The organism is Methanococcus voltae (assembly GCF_017875395.1).
In the GTDB taxonomy this organism is placed as follows: Archaea; AGJL01; Methanococci; order Methanococcales; family Methanococcaceae; genus Methanococcus; species Methanococcus voltae_C.
In genome coordinates this window covers 71201-88995 of record NZ_JAGGMO010000003.1, presented here as the reverse complement: position 1 = coordinate 88995, position 17795 = coordinate 71201, and the positions used below count along the sequence as shown (strand labels likewise).

The 17795-nt window shown below is 28.9% G+C and carries 25 protein-coding genes; 23 read left to right on the top strand and 2 right to left on the bottom strand.

Translation table 11 applies throughout. The annotated features are described in order from the left end of the window. Positions 1-357 precede the first annotated feature (357 nt). From J2127_RS04615 to J2127_RS04515, 21 genes are all read left to right on the top strand, one after another. Entirely contained in the window at positions 358-993 is a 636-nt protein-coding gene (locus J2127_RS04615) for a helix-turn-helix domain-containing protein (protein WP_209591213.1), read from the top strand. Between the two features lie 119 nt (positions 994-1112). Beyond that, positions 1113-1370 carry an energy-converting NiFe hydrogenase A subunit EhaA gene (ehaA, locus tag J2127_RS04610; RefSeq protein WP_432442926.1) on the top strand — a complete coding sequence of 86 codons (258 nt, stop codon included), beginning with the start codon at positions 1113-1115 and terminating at the stop codon, positions 1368-1370. Positions 1371-1392: 22 nt separating this feature from the next. After that, entirely contained in the window at positions 1393-1899 is a 507-nt protein-coding gene (locus J2127_RS04605; protein ID WP_209732394.1) for a hypothetical protein, read from the top strand. Positions 1900-2013: 114 nt separating this feature from the next. Beyond that, on the top strand, positions 2014-2304 hold the full coding sequence (locus J2127_RS04600; RefSeq protein WP_209591210.1) for a DUF2109 domain-containing protein: 291 nt from the start codon (positions 2014-2016) through the stop codon (positions 2302-2304). Positions 2305-2473: 169 nt separating this feature from the next. After that, the gene (locus J2127_RS04595) at positions 2474-2752 is read left to right on the top strand and encodes a DUF2108 domain-containing protein (protein ID WP_209732393.1); all 279 of its coding nucleotides are present in this window, start codon (positions 2474-2476) and stop codon (positions 2750-2752) included. A 91-nt stretch (positions 2753-2843) separates the two neighbouring features. Continuing rightward, entirely contained in the window at positions 2844-3101 is a 258-nt protein-coding gene (locus tag J2127_RS04590; RefSeq protein WP_209591208.1) for an EhaE family protein, read from the top strand. A gap of 1 nt (position 3102) precedes the next feature. Beyond that, positions 3103-3606, top strand: a complete 504-nt coding sequence (locus J2127_RS04585) for an EhaF family protein (protein ID WP_209732392.1) — start codon at positions 3103-3105, stop codon at positions 3604-3606. Positions 3607-3781: 175 nt separating this feature from the next. Beyond that, positions 3782-4492: an EhaG family protein gene (locus tag J2127_RS04580; protein WP_209732391.1), complete on the top strand. Its 711-nt coding sequence runs from the start codon at positions 3782-3784 to the stop codon at positions 4490-4492. Positions 4493-4662: 170 nt separating this feature from the next. Then, positions 4663-5325, top strand: a complete 663-nt coding sequence (locus tag J2127_RS04575; RefSeq protein ID WP_209732390.1) for a hypothetical protein — start codon at positions 4663-4665, stop codon at positions 5323-5325. Between the two features lie 217 nt (positions 5326-5542). Continuing rightward, the gene (locus tag J2127_RS04570) at positions 5543-5755 is read left to right on the top strand and encodes a hypothetical protein (RefSeq protein ID WP_310572594.1); all 213 of its coding nucleotides are present in this window, start codon (positions 5543-5545) and stop codon (positions 5753-5755) included. A gap of 2 nt (positions 5756-5757) precedes the next feature. Next, positions 5758-6633 carry a respiratory chain complex I subunit 1 family protein gene (locus J2127_RS04565; RefSeq protein ID WP_245326464.1) on the top strand — a complete coding sequence of 292 codons (876 nt, stop codon included), beginning with the start codon at positions 5758-5760 and terminating at the stop codon, positions 6631-6633. 136 nt (positions 6634-6769) lie between these two features. Further along, complete coding sequence (locus J2127_RS04560; RefSeq protein ID WP_209732389.1) at positions 6770-7009, top strand: hypothetical protein; 240 nt, start codon at positions 6770-6772, stop codon at positions 7007-7009. Between the two features lie 4 nt (positions 7010-7013). Further along, positions 7014-7307, top strand: coding sequence for an energy-converting hydrogenase subunit EhaL family protein (locus J2127_RS04555; protein ID WP_209732388.1), 294 nt, complete (start codon positions 7014-7016; stop codon positions 7305-7307). Positions 7308-7370: 63 nt separating this feature from the next. Continuing rightward, a complete protein-coding gene (locus J2127_RS04550; RefSeq protein WP_209732387.1) occupies positions 7371-7784 on the top strand; it encodes a DUF1959 domain-containing protein in 414 nt (137 codons plus the stop codon). A 169-nt stretch (positions 7785-7953) separates the two neighbouring features. Then, positions 7954-8472: an NADH-quinone oxidoreductase subunit B family protein gene (locus tag J2127_RS04545; protein ID WP_348635415.1), complete on the top strand. Its 519-nt coding sequence runs from the start codon at positions 7954-7956 to the stop codon at positions 8470-8472. A 132-nt stretch (positions 8473-8604) separates the two neighbouring features. Further along, entirely contained in the window at positions 8605-9735 is a 1131-nt protein-coding gene (locus J2127_RS04540) for a nickel-dependent hydrogenase large subunit (protein WP_209732385.1), read from the top strand. Positions 9736-9966: 231 nt separating this feature from the next. After that, a complete protein-coding gene (locus J2127_RS04535) occupies positions 9967-11229 on the top strand; it encodes a 4Fe-4S binding protein (RefSeq protein WP_209732384.1) in 1263 nt (420 codons plus the stop codon). Between the two features lie 30 nt (positions 11230-11259). Continuing rightward, positions 11260-11742 carry a 4Fe-4S binding protein gene (locus tag J2127_RS04530; protein ID WP_209732383.1) on the top strand — a complete coding sequence of 161 codons (483 nt, stop codon included), beginning with the start codon at positions 11260-11262 and terminating at the stop codon, positions 11740-11742. Positions 11743-11909: 167 nt separating this feature from the next. Beyond that, positions 11910-12671, top strand: coding sequence for a 4Fe-4S binding protein (locus J2127_RS04525; RefSeq protein WP_209732382.1), 762 nt, complete (start codon positions 11910-11912; stop codon positions 12669-12671). A gap of 279 nt (positions 12672-12950) precedes the next feature. Further along, complete coding sequence (locus J2127_RS04520) at positions 12951-13592, top strand: CBS domain-containing protein (protein ID WP_209732381.1); 642 nt, start codon at positions 12951-12953, stop codon at positions 13590-13592. 255 nt (positions 13593-13847) lie between these two features. After that, positions 13848-14237, top strand: coding sequence for an HTH domain-containing protein (locus J2127_RS04515; protein WP_209732380.1), 390 nt, complete (start codon positions 13848-13850; stop codon positions 14235-14237). A gap of 88 nt (positions 14238-14325) precedes the next feature. Here the strand turns inward: J2127_RS04515 and J2127_RS04510 are convergent, their stop codons facing one another. Beyond that, entirely contained in the window at positions 14326-14628 is a 303-nt protein-coding gene (locus tag J2127_RS04510; RefSeq protein ID WP_209732379.1) for a monovalent cation/H+ antiporter subunit E, read from the bottom strand. 425 nt (positions 14629-15053) lie between these two features. Here J2127_RS04510 and pfdA point away from each other — a divergent pair, with 425 nt between their 5' ends. Both pfdA and J2127_RS04500 read left to right on the top strand, forming a co-directional pair. Next, a complete protein-coding gene (gene pfdA, locus J2127_RS04505; RefSeq protein WP_209732378.1) occupies positions 15054-15503 on the top strand; it encodes a prefoldin subunit alpha in 450 nt (149 codons plus the stop codon). A 173-nt stretch (positions 15504-15676) separates the two neighbouring features. Beyond that, positions 15677-16972: an amidohydrolase gene (locus J2127_RS04500; RefSeq protein WP_209732377.1), complete on the top strand. Its 1296-nt coding sequence runs from the start codon at positions 15677-15679 to the stop codon at positions 16970-16972. Here J2127_RS04500 and pstK read toward each other — a convergent pair. Further along, positions 16969-17784 carry an L-seryl-tRNA(Sec) kinase gene (gene pstK, locus J2127_RS04495; protein WP_209732376.1) on the bottom strand — a complete coding sequence of 272 codons (816 nt, stop codon included), beginning with the start codon at positions 17782-17784 and terminating at the stop codon, positions 16969-16971. The genes J2127_RS04500 and pstK overlap by 4 nt on opposite strands. Positions 17785-17795 lie beyond the last annotated feature (11 nt).

Below are 17795 nucleotides of genomic sequence, written 5' to 3'. Positions count from 1 at the left end.
CATATTAAATTAACATATTATACTTTGTATTTTTATTATTTTTATTTTTATTTTTATTAGTCATCATCTACTTTATCGGATCAAATATAATTAGATATTAATTAATGATAATTAAATGGGTCATAATACTAATTTTCAATTAAATATTACCGAATTTTAAGTAAAAAATTATATATACAACATCCTACAAGAATATTAATATTCTTAGGAAATAATATTTACACATATTTCAAGGACATAACCCAAATATGATAATACTTTCAAAATAGTATAAATTGTATTATTAAATTAGGTATAATTGAAGAATACGCGTAATTAATCCTATAAAAGAAGTTACTGAGTATTATGGAAGATAATATGTATTCTAAGCTTAATATTATTGAAAGAGTAATTTTACTCGACCCAAAATACATAAAAGTATTTAGAAATAAACTAAAAATAACCCAATCTAAATTAGCAGATGAAAGTGGTGTTAGTCAATCACATCTTAGTATGCTTGAAAAAGGTAAAAGGGAGATAGGGGAAGCCCATGCGGCGGCATTAACCTTGGGTTTGCTGAAATCCTCTACTGCACTATCTAAAGAAGACCCCATATCTTATTTACTGGATGTATTATCACTTACTAAATTAGAATCTGCTATAGTTGAGTTTATATATGATATTACGCATGAGAAAAACCACAAATGTCGCCGAGAGGTAGAAGGATACCCGGTTTACATCATTGATAAAAAATATTTTTCTGAAGAATTGAAAAAAAGAGTAGATGTAATCGAAATTGAAAAAGTAGATTTTTTCAGGGGAAAAATGAGAATTGAGGGTAAACACTTTGATAAAAAGGAAGTGGTACTTCTAGATTGTGCAGATATTAGGAGATTGGAGAAAAAAGTTTCCAATACTTTAAAAAATAAGACTATAATTCAAATATTTCCAAAATCCGAACTTCCGCCGATATATTCGTGCAGGGGAGATTGTATAATCTTACATTGTTGGTAAATTAATGATATAGCGAATTATTATAATTCAATTATAAAATACTAACATTCCAAGTGTTAGATATCAAACATATCTATGTAATAAAATGATAAATATTTCAAATATCATAAATATATTAAATTTTATTAAATGGTGTAATCATGGTAGAATTATTTGTTATAGCAGTTTTAGTTTCAATGACAATTGCGTACTTATTGAAGCTAAAAATTAGTTATGATATGAATTCTTTCGAATCTACGGCTTTATTTCCCACTCCATTCGTAGCCGTCGGTTTAACTGCAATAATGCACAGATTCATCGAGATAGATGTAGTTGTTGCAGTATCTATTGGAATTATTTCCGGCATATTTTCAAAATATGTTAATAAAATCTTTTAATGGCTTTATTAAGGGTGTTTAAATGTCATCAATACTTTTAGAAGCGGGCTATATTCTTATGGCATCTATAATATGTTGGTTTAATTTTGTAACTGTTGATACAATTTTTGGACTTCCAAAGGCCCCAGGTGTTCAAGGTGCCGATGTAATTGGAAAAAAAATACAATCAATCGGTGGAAACCTAAATGGCGGGTATTTCATGGGTAATATCGTATGCTCACCAGATGCTTCGGCAGGTACGCTTATGGCCTCAATCTTTTATTACACAATGGGCGTAGAAGGTGGATTAATCGCCATATTTTTGATATATATCGGAAATAGGCTATGCCACGATACTGGTTATGCAGGAACTATCGGAGCCACCACAATGACTTTTATACTATATTTATTAAGTGGTTTGACCGGTTTAGTAGAACCCCAGTATTTTATTGCAGGAATGGTGGTTGCAATATTTACAATACAAGGTTTAAGCCATGAAAAAGCTTCTAAAGTACTATATTCTGTAGGTAAAACTTTAAAAGTTTTGTAAATTTATAATTTTATAAACTTGATAATCTTAGTAATTTAATAAAAATTAGTAATATTCTTAGAATAATTGTTGATACAGTAAATAAATACATTAAATATCATCATGTGTGATAGTATGGAAAGCTTAGTAATTCTAACAATAGGGTTTATAGGCATAATTTGTGTTGCAAGGATGTTTTTAACAAAGAGTAGGGCATTAAAATTGCCAATACTTTGTTGTTTAAATTTTGCAATTGCAGCACTAATTGCGCTATACATAAATTCACCAATGGGAGCATTAGTTTCGATAATTTACTTCGTATTTGCTACCTTATCGAGTAATGCAATAGCTCATACAATTGGTGAATTAGATAAATTTCAAGATATTGATAAATTTGAAAAAGACGACGATGAATTTTTCAAATAATATCTTAAAATTAGAAATTAAATCAATACTTAAACTCAATAAATATCTATAATTATCAATTCTTTACCAATTAAATCGATTTTTATCGATAATATTAAAATAATAACAATAATCACATTAATATTCATAATATGGATAATTATACACAAATAATGATTTTGGTGATTAAATGGAACTATTGGCTATAGTCGCAATTGCTTGCTGTTTGCTTGGAGGTATTGGTACCATAGTTCACACAGATAATATTAATAAAATAATAATGTTTGCATTATTAGAAACTGGTTTAATAGGTCTTATAGTTTCTTTTAGGTATTTGGACGTGGCAATTGTTTCATCTCTTCTAGAACCAATCGGAACTGTGATACTTTTATTAGGTATTGTAAAATACGAATATATTTTGAAAAATAAGAAAAGATATTCGAAAGAAATTCCTGTGTTGACTAAGTAATTAATCGAATACTTAATTAAACAATCAATTTAATTAAAAATATCTAAAATAAAAAACATATAATCTCAAAACTCGCTAAAATTGTGATATCATGGAACTTGTGCAATATACCTTATATACAGGTTATATTTTGTTAATATTGGGCACAATAGGGGCAGTAATGGGTCCAATGTCAAAGGATCCCATAAAAAAACTTCTAAATGTGGAAGTCCCTTCGATAGGTCTTAGTCTTATATTGCTTGCATATAATCATACATTGGCATTAATGACCTTTTTAGCAGTTAATGCAGCAATTGGTTTGGTTTTAATTAGGGCAGTTATAAAAACAGTAGAAAATACGGAGGAATAACATGAAAAAAATAAATGACGCTTGGAACTACATTTCAAAACCAAGTACTGTTTCAAGATTATTTTCAGGTTTTCTGTGTTTGTCGTTATTTATAATGGTTTTTATGCCCCTTGAATTTAACAGCGACCAGTTATATCCTAAGGCAGATATTCAGAGCCAGGTTTTAAAAACGCCATTGGCACCCTATGATAGAGGTGGGATACCTCTCGAAGAGCCTGCAAATATAAAGTCTCAATATCCTGAAAATGAACCAATTTTGGGGCAAATAACTGCATATCTAACCCCTTTAGCAACTTGGATTTCTCAAAATACTAATTATTTCGGAACAACCATAGTTTCAACTCCTGGTGGAATATTGGATGAAATATTGTACTATACAAGAGGTATGGATACAGTACTTGAATCCTCAACACTATTAATCTCATTTATGGTATTTGGATGGTTATACGTAAATAGGAATAGGGATGAAGACGAAAACATGGAAGAAATAGATAATAAAGTATAAAATAATTTTAAATAAAAAAATAACCATTAATAATTCTTTAAATAAATATTAAAATATTATAGGCTACTAAAATAATAAAATAATAAAATAATAAAATAATAAAATACGAAAATAAGGAAATAAGAATATAATAAGATAAGAATACAAGTAATTAGATTTACGATTAGGTGTAAAAATGCCACTCGACATTGTAAGTATGTTTTATAGTAATTCGATAATAGTAGGCATAATTGTTGGTGTTATTTCATTATATGCCATTTCTCGCGAAAAATGGGATGTAAATATGATAATACTTAGTGACGTCGTTGAATTGGCTATGCTAATAATTGTAGCGTCTGTAGGTTCCGACCTTGCTGAAGCTTTAATCCTCCCTGGTTTGGTTGTAGGTATGGCAGAATTATTGGCCGTTTCAGAGATATATATTTCTAGGAAAAATATTTCTGACGAGAAAATACGATGTAAATCAAAATCCCGAAAGGTTAAGTTATTAGAAGAATTTACAATCAAAGAAAGTCCCAATTTAAACGTGAATTTTACCAAAATGCAAATTTTGGAAACAAGTCCTAAATTTTTAGCAGTAATTTTAATAATATATGGGGCAATATTGAGTGGTTTCACGGGCGGGGCGGTAATGGCGTCAGGTTTAATTTATTATTTACTTTCAAAGCGAGTGCTTGGTGAACAGATTACTAAAGCAGACTTTTTGAACATATGGGATGGTTTTATCTCGTTTTCAGGTATTGCATGGGCACTTTGGGTATTGGGCTTTTTGGGCTTTTTTATAATGCCTTCAAAATGGCCCGTATTCCTTTTAGTTGCGTCATTAGGGCTTGTATTGAAGGTAGGTTCTAAATTAGGACTAATAGGTCACATTTGGAAACCTTAACTTTAATTATCCTTTATTACTTAAATTATTGATAAATATTAATTATTCATTATTAATATATTCCATTATATTGGACATTATATTAATTAAAATATCAAATAATTGTTATAACCTAAATATATTGTTGATATTGAACACTTTTTAAGTTTTAAGTGTTTATTGGTGATTTGATGGTGTTTAGTACAATTTCTGGATTTCTCTACGGAATCATACCTCTTGGCGATATCCGGTTTTATGTAACTGATTTCTCTATAATTGGCTTCATTGTTTCTATTATTTTTACAATAATAGTTTATTTCTCAAAACCTGAAAAACAAGTTGTAGCCCAATTTAACAGTTTTGGAGATAAGTATAATTACGTAACTCCGAATGAATTAAAGATTAGACGACTAATGTCGGTTATATGTGGTGTTGCAACAGCTTTCGCAATGCTAACCTGTGACATATTCAATTTTGCCCTATTTTTGGCAGTAATTGGATTATCTAACATAGGTATTGTAGCAGCAGTAAAAAAAGAATGGGTTTTAAATGCGGCTTTCCATTACGGAATCATAGCAATGATTTCTTCACTACCTTTATTCGGTGCAGCAGCTTTAATATTGGCAAAATCAGGTACCTTGTCAATTTTAGAGTTAGCAAAACAAAATAATGATTTATTATTCCAAAAGGCAATATATGCGATAGGCATGGTTGGGGAAACTGGAGTTGCACCATTTTATGCAGCAAAAGCAGAAATGTTTAGGGCTCCCGGGGCACCTTATATTCTTATGATACACTTGTCATCATTGCTGATAATTATAAGAACTGTAGAAATTTTATTGACTATATCATAATTAATAATTAAATAAATTAAATATATGAGATTTATCCTAATCTATCGAATTAATCACTGTAAACAATATTGACTTTAAAATAATAACTACTTACAATATTAAAATTTATAAAATTACTTATTAGAAATAAGTTATGAATAAATTACAACTTAAATTACAACTATATTATAAGTAAATTACAAATAAAATTACAAGTACTCATCATTTTGGTGAAAATGTGAAATTGACTCCAGAATTCAAAAGTGGTATAATTGCTCTTATAATCGGAATTGTAGGCTATTTATATATTTATTTGGCAAATTTGGGCGATTTGTTTTCTTATTTAGGAATGGCGGTATCTACACCATTTTTAATATATGGAATAGGAATTTTATTAAACCCAAGTACTAAACGGAAAGAAATGGGCAAAATTCCATTTAGGGGGTGGTAATTATGGAAACTATCAGTTATATGATAAATTCTTTGGCATATACGCTATATGCTTTTTTAATAGGTGGCACCCTACTCGGATTCCATCGTAAAGTGATAGCTCGTATACAAGGAAGGCCAGGACCTCCAATAATCCAGTATTTGATACAAACAACTAAATTTTACTTCAAAGAAATTACCTTTCCTTCAACTGCAGGTAATCCGTTGTATGTTTTTGTAGCGCTTATGGATATGATGGTATGGATGAGTGCTCTATCTATCGCCGTAATATTCCAATCGTCCCTCTTAATTATGATTGGGCTATATATCCTTCAAAAAATCGTTGAACACGGATGCGGGTTAAGTAGTGGTTCCCCTTACGGAAAAATGGGTGGTGTGAGAAGTGTTTTCTCAGCAGCGGCAGAAGTGCCACTTTTTGCAGCAGTTGGTATAATCTACATAGTTACAAACACTTTAATGATTGGAGATATTATTAATTACCAAGTTATAAATGGTCCTTTAATTTTCCAATTACCACTCTGTGCATTTGCATTATTTGTGTTGGTGGTTTCAAAAGCTCCTTTTAGCCCTTTTGGTATTGTAAAAGGTAAAGATATCGTAAGCGGTTATATGACGGAACATTATGGATTATTACATGGTATAATTATGATAGGTGACGCTTTAGCCTGGTTCGTACTATTATGGTTGTTTATAGCATTATTCCTAGGACCTTTAGTGTTAAATCCTGCTGTAGCCCTGTTAAGCATGGTAGTATTAACTTTTATAGTTTCATTCATCTGTGCATTATCGCCACTGTTAACGCCACACCATTCAGTAATGATTCAAATTTCAATTGCTTCGCTTACATTAATTGATTTAGCATACAGATTAATTCATTAAATAAATTTTAAAATAATATTTTAAATTATTAGATTACTAAATCACTAAATTATCTAATTTAAATAAATTAAATAATTTATCAAATATACAATTAAAGACCGACTAATATTATATAAAAAAATAACCCGGTGTTATTATGAAAAAATACGGCCATATGATTGGATTAGCATCTATAGTAGTATTTTTAATGGTACTATCTGTGAATACTATACAAATTGACGTAACCTGGGCATTGGCTATATTTACGGCTTTAGCACTAATTGCATTAATGATACCTAAATTAAAAATAGCCCATAAATTAGAAAATTTGGAACATTTATTAATGTTTTTGGTATTTTTAGCATTTATATACGCAGGTTTTACGTTATTAGGGTGATTAAATGGTTACAGTACCTTATTATTTACTATACTGTGTAATAGCATTTATAATTGGTTCTTCCTTTGGATTATCATACAGTTACAAAAAATACAGTAGTCCATATTCTGAAAAAAAACTTGATAAATTAGCTTTATCGATAGCTTTACTCGGTGCCATATTGTTTAATATATACATGCCGTTATCAATAGCATTTCTCTCATTTCCTTTAGGTATGAGGGGAGGTTATGGCTCAAAAGAGTTTTATACTGGTATTTTAATCACTTTGCTAGCGTATTTCTTAACATTGATTATATAATTAATATGACAATTGGTTATGTCAAATCATTGATTTTAATCAATCTATAATTATGGTGAAATCATGGCTGAAGAAGACAATTATGTTGATAAAAATTATGATAAGGACAGTTTAGCACAAAAATACAATATAATAAAGGATAATCGGTACATAATGGAAGACGCAATTATGCCAATTGCAAGAGCCCTAAAATTACCGATTGATGATGTTGTCGGAATATTTGCAAGTCATTATGATGGTATCTCATTATATGAGATTCATGCTTACATTGAACAAGCAAAAATGGGTTGTTTGGGCAGAAAGGTGGATATTGATTTAGGTTTATGCTGGCTATCTGATTTTTTAGGAATAATTTCTAAAAATGACGCAGACTTAATTAGAAAAAAAGTTGTGGAAGATACGTTAATCAATAAGATTGATTATGAAAAAGCACTCGATAAAGGGCGTAAATTGACCATAGCTTTAATGAAAGAATAATTTACTATTAATATAATTAAATTAAAAATAAAGATAAAATTAGGAAAATTAAAAATAAAAATGTTTAAAATATACTTATTTTAGCAAAATAACAGGTTAAATAATGTTTATTTAATTTATATAAGTATATACTACATATAATTTATATTAATCTATAATAATTATTAATATTACAAGTGGTAATATGATTAAAGATTTTGCAAGAAAACGGTCTATAAACGTCTGTATCGTGAATACGGGAGGTTGCAACGGTTGTGATATAGAAGTAGTATCCACTTTAGCACCAAGATATGATATTGAGCAATACGGTATTTATGTACACAACAACCCTCGTGAAGCGGACGTTTTAGTAGTAACTGGACCTGTAGTCTTACCCTGGAAAGAAAGATTAAAAGAGATATTTGAAAAAACACCTGAGCCAAAAGTAGTGGTTGCAGTAGGTGCATGCGCATTAAGTTGTGGTATATTTAAGGAAGGTCATGTTTACGGACCTGTGGATAAAATAATCCCCGTAAATGCGAAATTACCAGGATGTCCTCCAAGACCTTCTGAAATAATAGAAGCAGTCGTTTCAATTGCCCCAGAAGCATTGGCAATGAAAGAAAAAATGATGAAAGAAATGGAATTAAAAAATAAAAATAATCAAGATACTGATAATAATCAAGATAATCAAGATACTAACAAATAATAAAAATAATATTTTAAGTTTTTTAAAATATTTTATAATTTATCCTAAATTCTCATAATTAGCCTAATTATCAATCAATTGTTGAAATATTCAATAATATGTTATAACCAATTTTAATTAAATGGAGATACTATGAACGTAATACCAATTGGACCAGTACATCCGATTTTAAAAGAACCTCTAAGAATAAAGCTTTTAGTAGAAGGGGAGAATGTAAAAGGTGCCGAAATAGATATGGGGTATGTACATCGGGGAATAGAGCGTATAATGGAAGGAAAAAGTTATATGAAAGGCATACACCTCTCTGAACGAGTTTGCGGGATATGCTCCTATATTCACACTCAAACATTTGCAGAATGTATTGAACACATCTGTAATATTGAAACACCTGAAAAAGCAGGGCATCTAAGAGTTGTAACAACTGAATTAGAAAGAATCCACAGTCATTTAATCGCTGCAGCAGTTTATAATTTAACCATCGAGCACGAAACTCTTGCAATGTGGATGTTAAATGCAAGGGAAACTGTAATGAACCTTTTAGAAATGATAACGGGTAATAGAGTTAATATGGGTTATAACGTTGTAGGCGGGGTTCGTTTAGATTTAAAAAAGGAAATAATAGACCAAATAATCAAAGAACTTGATAACTTCGAAGATGATATCCACAATATCATTGAAGTATTTAGATCTGGACCTATGATAAATTTGAGGAGCAAGGACATTGGAAAGCTCGGATACAAAGAATTAATGAAAACAAGGGCTGCAGGACCTGTCGCAAGAGCTTCGGGAATTCCTGAAAGTGACTGGAGACTTAGATCTGACCTTTATAAGCAGTATAAGTTTAAACCGTGCTGGAGAAGCGAAGGCGATAATTTTGCTAGGATGATGGTAAGACACGAAGAAGTATTAGTCAGTATTGACTTAATAAGGCAAGCATTGACTATGTACCAAGAATGTTCAGGACCTGTACGTAATAAAGCCATTATTCACGCAGCAGAAGGGGAATATAGAAACGAAGCCCACAGGGGTGAAGTTTATTATAAAATAGCAATTACTGAAGGCGGAATAATCAAAAGAATAATTATTAGGACCCCTACGGTAATGAATCTAGAAGCTTACAAATACATGTTAAAAACATGTCCAACAGTTCCTGATGCTGTAGCTACTTATACCTCAATAGACCCTTGTGTATCCTGCACTGAAAGAACAATCGTATTAAAAGATGTAATAACTGGTAAAACTACCAATTATAAAGACTTTTAATAAAAATACAATAATAAAGTAATATAATAATATATTAATAAATAATATAGTAATATAATAATAAAATTTAATAAAATTTAATAAAAACTTAAAAATAATACATATCATGCAAATTTTATTCAATAGTTGATTAATCAAGTGTTTAATTAATATTAAATTACAATTTACTTATTATTTATCATATAATCATCTAATCATCATATATTTATAAAAGTGTTAGGGAATCGTATTATGTCATCTTCAATCTGGTATCTTTACGAATTTGTAAGGAAAAAATGGTTAAAAAGATTTGCAAACGCAAAAACAGAGAAAGAAGCGTACATACCGCCAAAAAGATACCGAAAAATTCCGGTAATCATTGATCAACCAGACAATTGTATAAGTTGCAATGGTTGTTATCAATCCTGCCCCTCTGAAGCCATTGAAATGAAGTATTCTGAAGAATATGATAAAGTTTTACCGGTTTTTTTCCCAGGTTCTTGCATATCTTGCGGTAATTGTGTAGAAACTTGCCCAACAGGAGTTTTAGAGCAAGGTACTTTACGAAAAGAAGCTAAAGAATATAATTGGACTGTGCCAAAAATAAACAACTACAGAATCGACGATGAATTATGTGTAAAATGTGATAGTTGTAAGAGAACTTGCCCTGTTAATGCAATAACTTATGATAATAACGTTTACAGGATAAAAACCAATGATTGTGTAGGTTGTAATCGTTGTGCAACTGTTTGTCCTGTAGAAGGCGCAATAAAGGTTTATAATGAGTATAATTTATCTGAAAAAATAAATAGAGCTCAAAATTTAAAGTTTTTAAAGAAGAGTAAAAAAATAAAATATGAAACTTTTAAAAATAATACTAATGATAACGATAATGTAGAAAATAACGAAGAAAACAACGTATCAGTCGATAACGGAGTTATTAGCGATATTAAACATATTATCGTAGCTGAAGAATATCGCCCTGATTCTATAGATGAAATTCCAAGGATTGTGCCAAGTCTTTGTATCAAATGTAATAATTGTACCGATGTATGTCCTGGAAAAATAGATTTGGATACCTTAGAAGTTTTAGAATGCGTAAAATGTGGTTTGTGTATTGAAGTATGCCCTACTATGGCAATTAGAACTGGGAAGGTAGTAAAAAAGACTTTAAATACAGAAAACTGCTATATTGTAAATGAAGACAAATGTATCGGCTGTAGAATCTGTAGTAAAGCTTGTAACGTTGAAAATGCTATATCCATATCTTTGGAGACCAATATGCCTTATATAAACCCATATTATTGCGTAAGGTGTGGTTTGTGTCACAGAGAATGTCCTGTAGATGCAATAGATTTCCCTGAAACGTTAGAATCTGAAAAATTAAGTAAATATCGCTCTGTTAGAAATAATTTCCAACTATTGATTGAAAAAGATTTGGAAGATTATGCTAAAAATTACGTTATTGCAAAGGATGAAATTCTTGAAAAAGGTAAAGAAGAATTAAATTTATAATATATTTCATAAATTGCAATTGGTGTTACTATGTCATCAGAAATTTTAAAAAAATATTTTGGAGATTTAAATGTCGATTTAAACTTAAGTAATCAATATATTAAGAGTTATATCGATATAGACAGTGAAAAATGCGTATTTTGCAATAGATGCGCTGAAGTATGCCCTGTTGATGCCATAGATTTAAATTTTCCAGAAAATTCTATAATAAATGAAAAATGCGTACATTGTGGGACTTGTATATCTGAATGCCCCGTTGATGCCATATCCCTTACACAAATAAAGCTTAAAATTAAAAATAATGAGCTTAAAATTAAAAAAAGCCACGAAAAGCATAAAATACTAAACTATGACACAAAAAAATGTATAATGTGCAATATCTGTCTAAAAAATTGTCCTTTTGATGCAATAGATATCGATAAAGGTCAAAATAGGATGTTATTCACCGAAAAATGTGTTTTATGCGGACACTGTGGTCAAATATGCCCTGCAAGTGCAATTACATACGATTAATGAAATATAAATGTAATTAAACAAGTAACTAGCTAAATTTATAAGTTTATTATAATTCTTATTAATTATTATTAATTACTTTTAAATTTTAATTAGGGTTTATATTTATTCGTATAAGTTATGTAGAAATTGTTAGGTGTAATATATTATTATCCTTGGGTGAATATATGATAAAAATTAAAAAACCTGTTGATGAATTAGTGGATGTAATTTCTAAAGATTTAAAGTACACTAAAGAGGAAATTAAGGGTCAATTAACAGATGGTTTAAAAATTCCTTTGCAAAAAAACCTATATATCCAACCTAAAAAGTGTGTACATTGTGAGTTATGCTTAGAGGCGTGCCCTGTTGACGCAATTGAAAAACCAAATTTAAAAAATTCTGCAAAAATAATCCCTGAAAAGTGTATAAAATGTGAAATTTGTGCTAAAACTTGCCCTGTGGGGGCAATAGAAGTTTTAAAGGGAGAAGCATTTTTGGATGACGATAAGGAAAACGTTATTTATAATATTGAGGAAATGCCTGTAGAACACCGTAAAATAAAATTGGTAAAACATAATTTAGATATGGATAAGTGTATAAAATGTGCAATCTGCGAGCGTTTTTGTGCCCCTAAAGCTATTAAAGTCGAAAGAAAAGTATCTATCGACGTAAACGAGGACTTATGTATGGGTTGTACAGCCTGTGAGAAAGTATGTCCTGTTGACGCAATAAAAGTGGACTACGAAATAAGCGATATTAACTTTGAAGACGAATTTGTGGTAAATAACGATAAATGTATCGATTGTATGGTTTGCTATGACTTATGTCCCGTATCTGCAATATCTTACGATGGAAAAATTGAAATCGATGGAAAAACCTGCGTACATTGCAGTATTTGTGAAAAAAATTGTCCAGTATCTGCAATATCTAAAATAATTAATAAATAATACTAAAAATTTAATTATAACTTAATTACCCTACAATTTAAAGTTTTTTTAAAATATAATTTTTATTTATCCATTATTACATTATTGAAAATATTAAACCAAATAAATTATAACCTATAATTTACAAATATATTTATAACTGCATCTCATAATACTATATTTAAAACATCTTAATCAAATAGTTATGATACTACTTATTAGTCATAATTAAAACTGATTAATCGATTAATTATTAATTGGTTTACAAATTAATTTTATTTTCTATGTTGGAGGCGTAAAATGAAAGTAAAAGCATTAATGGACACAAAATTTATAAAGGTATATCCTGAGGATACTGTAGAAGTCGTTTCAAAAATTATGCACAATCGTAAAAAATTTAGTACGCCGATAATTGATAGAACGGATAAATTAGTAGGCTGGGTAAATTCAATTGATTTATTGGTCGTAGATGATAAAAAAATACTAATAAAAGATGTTATGCACAAACTGGATACTATAATTGTTTTAAATAAAGAAGAACCTGCAAAAAATGCAGTTTTAAAAATCGTAAAACATAAAGTTGTTAGTATTCCTGTTTTAGCGGATGATGGTACATTAGTGGGTTTAGTCAGAAATTGCGATATAACTAAAACTTTGGCAAAAATGTACGACATACCCGTATACAACATATTTAAATCACTAAATGCTGAATTAAAGGGTATTTCATGGGATGAATTAATGGATTCCGCAGCAATTGTAACGAAACAAATAACTGGGGAACGAATAACGGGTAAAGAATACGAGTCGCGAATTAAAGAATCTACATTTGGGCAAGCTATTTGGGCATGTGGCGGTTTAGAGAAATTTTTCACAGGTTTAATAAAAATAGGTGAAATTGCCGTAGCTCGTAAGGTAAGTCATAAGGTTTCAGTTCGAAAATAAAGTTATGTTACAATAACTTAAGTTATAACGTATAATATTTTTAATACAATATTAATTTAATAGATGTTAAAAAAACTAAATTCTTCTTTTAATTTTTAATTAAAGATAAGTTAAATCATATTTAATAATTTTTGACAATACTTATAAATAGCCATTAATACTTAATTTACTTATTAATTATATTTTTATTCAAACATGGCCATACCTATGGCTAAGTGTAAGGTATATTGACTGTATAACTTTTGGTGTTGTTTAATGTTGAATAAATTAGAGATACATAAGAAAAGAGAGCTTGAATTTTGGACTTTTCTTGAAAAAGCTTTTGAAATTAATTTAAAACTAGATTTGGGTCATTTTAAAATTCTTTGTGTTTTTTTAGATATTAATGACTTTTGTGAAGAAATGTCTGAGAATGGATTATCAAGTACTGAAATTATTGAAATATTACGAACTAAAGGTATTTTATCCAAAAATTCACAATATATTTCTGGAGAATACTTAAAGAATTATATTGAACGAGATAGCCGAGTTGCTGTACACAACAGAATAAATGACTTGCGAAAATTGGGATTTGGAATAACTACAAAACCTGGACCTTTAGGCGGTTATAAATTATATGAATTCCCAAATTGGTTTGTTCAATAAAAAAATAACTATAAAAAAATATAAAAATATAAAAATATAGCAAATGTAAAAAAAATGTTAAATTATAATCGAATATATTATTTTAAATTTAGTCGAATATATTTTTAATATATTTTTCAAAAGGTATTATTTCGTCTTTTTTTCTAGGGCTTATTGAAGCTACTTTTAAAGTTTTTGAATCATGGTCTAAATCAATAGTTAAAGTACCTGGAGTTATGGTGATACTACAAGCTAATAAAACCTGACCGTATAAACTGTTTATTTCAGTTTCGATATCCATTATTTCGGGATTTATTTGGTTATTCGTACATCTTTTAAATACATCCACCCAAGCCTCTGCTATTGCTTTTATCATAACTAAAATATATTCGAAAATACTCAATAACTTCATTATAACACCTTTTAACAAAATTTACGAGAGAGTTAACACTGATACTTTGATAATATAACCATACGTTTGATGTAATGATATTATGTAACACGTAATATATAATTATTAATTATACTTATTATTTATAATTATTAATAATTATAATTTATACAAATATATGGATTGATAATTTATAAACTATTCGATTATTATTTCATTTTAAATGCAAAGTTAAATAAACAAATACCATAGTAATTTAATTACAAATGCAAATAACTTGAAAAAATAAATATTAATAAATATGTAAATGTCAAATAATCATAAAGTATGATTTAATAAGATAATAATTTAATATTAGTATTTTAATAGTAATTCATAGTACTTCAATAGCATAAGATAAATAAATGTAAAACATACTATGTATAAATTATATTAGCGGTGAAACTATGCAAAATCAAGAAACTCAAAATCAATTCATGGCATTAGATGTTTATGGAGAACAAGTAAAAAAATTACAAGAAGAATCATCAGGTATTGAAGTAATGATATCAGAACTTGAAAAAGGTATTGATTCAATGTATGCTACTAATACTGAAGGTGAGATTATTATACCTTTAGGTGGTGGAGCTTTTGTAAAAGCAGAAGTTAAAACACCGGGAAAAGTAATTGTAGCAGTAGCTTCAGATATATTCATGGAAAAAGACGTGGAAAGTGCCGCAGATGACTTTAAACACAGTATCGAAGAGTTACAAAAAACAAAAGATGTAATAAATCAGCACATTGCAAAATTAAATCAAGAAATAACAAATATAAGAGCAGATTTGGAAAAAAGAGCTCAACAAATTGAAAAAAGACAAAAATTGATACAAAGAGGCAGAAAAGCTCCAAATCAATAAGTATCGGTAAAATAACTAAATTACTAAATACAAATAAACTAATAATAATACCTAAACTAATAATACTTAAATAAATTAAATAAATTTTTTTAATAAATCATTCTTTTAAATTTTAATCTTAATCTTAATCTTAATTTTAAATCTTAAAGTAACTTATAAGGCGTAGGGAAAATATGATAGCAATTAAAAATATATTAGTTTTGAATAATTTTGAAGAACCACAAAAATGTAAAAAATCAGATATTTTAATCGAAAACAACATAATAACCAAAGTATGCGACGCAGGACAACTTAAAACACCCGAAGGTGCAATAGTAATCGACGGTACTAAAAAAGCAATAATGCCTGGTTTGATAAACACCCATACCCACATACCTATGACAATATTTAGGGGGGTAGCGGATGATTTACCATTAATGGACTGGTTAGGTAATCATATTTGGCCATTAGAAGCTAAATTGGACGACGAGATAATTTATGCAGGCACCATGCTTGGATGTATGGAAATGATTAAAACCGGAACTGTTGCATTCAATGATATGTACTTTTTCACAGACTCTATCATAAAAGCCGTAGAAACTGCAAATATGAGATGTACATTATCCTATGGATTAATTGACTTGTGTGATGAGGAAAAAAAACAAACCGAAATAAGGGCACAAAAAGATGTTTTGAACTCCTTAGAAAAAGCACATAATAGAAATGGGCTTATAAATGCAGCAGTAGGTCCTCACGCACCTTATACATGTTCAGCAGACTTATTGCAACACGCTCATGAATTAGCAAAAGAACACAACATTCCTATGAATATCCATATGAATGAAACAGAAGATGAAATAAGACAAATAAAAGAAAAAACAGGAATGAGACCTTTCGAATTCTTAAATTCATTAGGTGTATTTGACGATATAAATGTAGTTGCAGCACACTGTGTTCACTTATCGGATAATGAAATAAATATTTTAAAAGACAAAAATATCTACGTTTCACACAACCCTCTCAGCAACTTAAAATTGGGTTCGGGAATTGCACCAATTCCAACATATTTAAAAAACAATATAAATGTTACATTAGGTACCGACGGATGTGCAAGTAATAACAATTTAAACTTGTTCGAAAGTATAAAAGCTTGCGCAACAGTCCACAAAGGAGTTCAACAAGATTCAACTGTTGTAAAAGTATCTGAAGTTTTAAACATGGCGACTAAAAATGCAAGTAAAGCTTTAAACTATAACTCCGGAGAAATAAAAGAAGGTATGTGGGCAGATTTAGTAATTTTGGATTTAAAAAATCCTACGTTAATACCTAATAAGAATATAATTTCGCATTTAGCATATTCATTCAACGGCGTCGTAGAAACTGTTATAATCAACGGAAAAATAGTTTTAGAAAATGGAAAAATGACAACAATGGATGAAGATAAAGTTTATGAAAAAGCAGAAGAAGCTTATTTAAATTTAGTAAATTAAATAACTTTTTTTATTTCTTTTTTAAATTTTTCCAAAAGTGTTAGTAAATATTCATTAAATTCTCTTTCATTTTTTATATTTATTTCGTCTTTTTCAATATCTTTTAAATTTTTAATATAGTTTTTACGGTAATTTGATAATTTTTTAATATTCTCTTTTGATAAATTCTTGTTATTTTTGATAAATTCGCCTACAATATGTCTAGTTTCTACATCTAATTTATTTTTAAAATTATAATTATCATTGTTATCAGAATTTTCAATATCTTTAGATTTAAACTTGCAGTTAATACTTGATTTTTCATTATCTAATTTAATAATTTTATCAACTATTTCATCAAAATTTATATCTTCCAAATGAGTATTTATCTCCAAATCTGGTTTGTCCCATTTGTATTTTGTACCCATTTCGTCAAATTTTAAATACATATCTTCAATAACTGAATTAGGGATTTTAGCTCCTCTTTCTATGTTCCTAGCAAGTAAAACCTCTAATGGAGCTTTCAAATAGATAGATATGCAATTTTTATCTTTTGAATTCGCCAAGTGTGTCAAATCTCTTCTTTTAGAGTTGTAATAATTAGTGTCATCTACAATTACGGTAAATCCTTCTTCTAAAGCTTTGCTTATGAGATAAGTGTTCATTTTTTTTATATAGTCTTCGTAATTTTCCTTCCAAATGGGAAAACTTTCCCTAATTAAGTCCGTTCCTAATATAACATTGTCAATATTGTTTTCAATGAGTTTTTTGGATAAATTCTTTGAAAAAGTAGATTTCCCAACAGATGGTAATCCTACAAGCATAATAAGCATATTAGCACCTA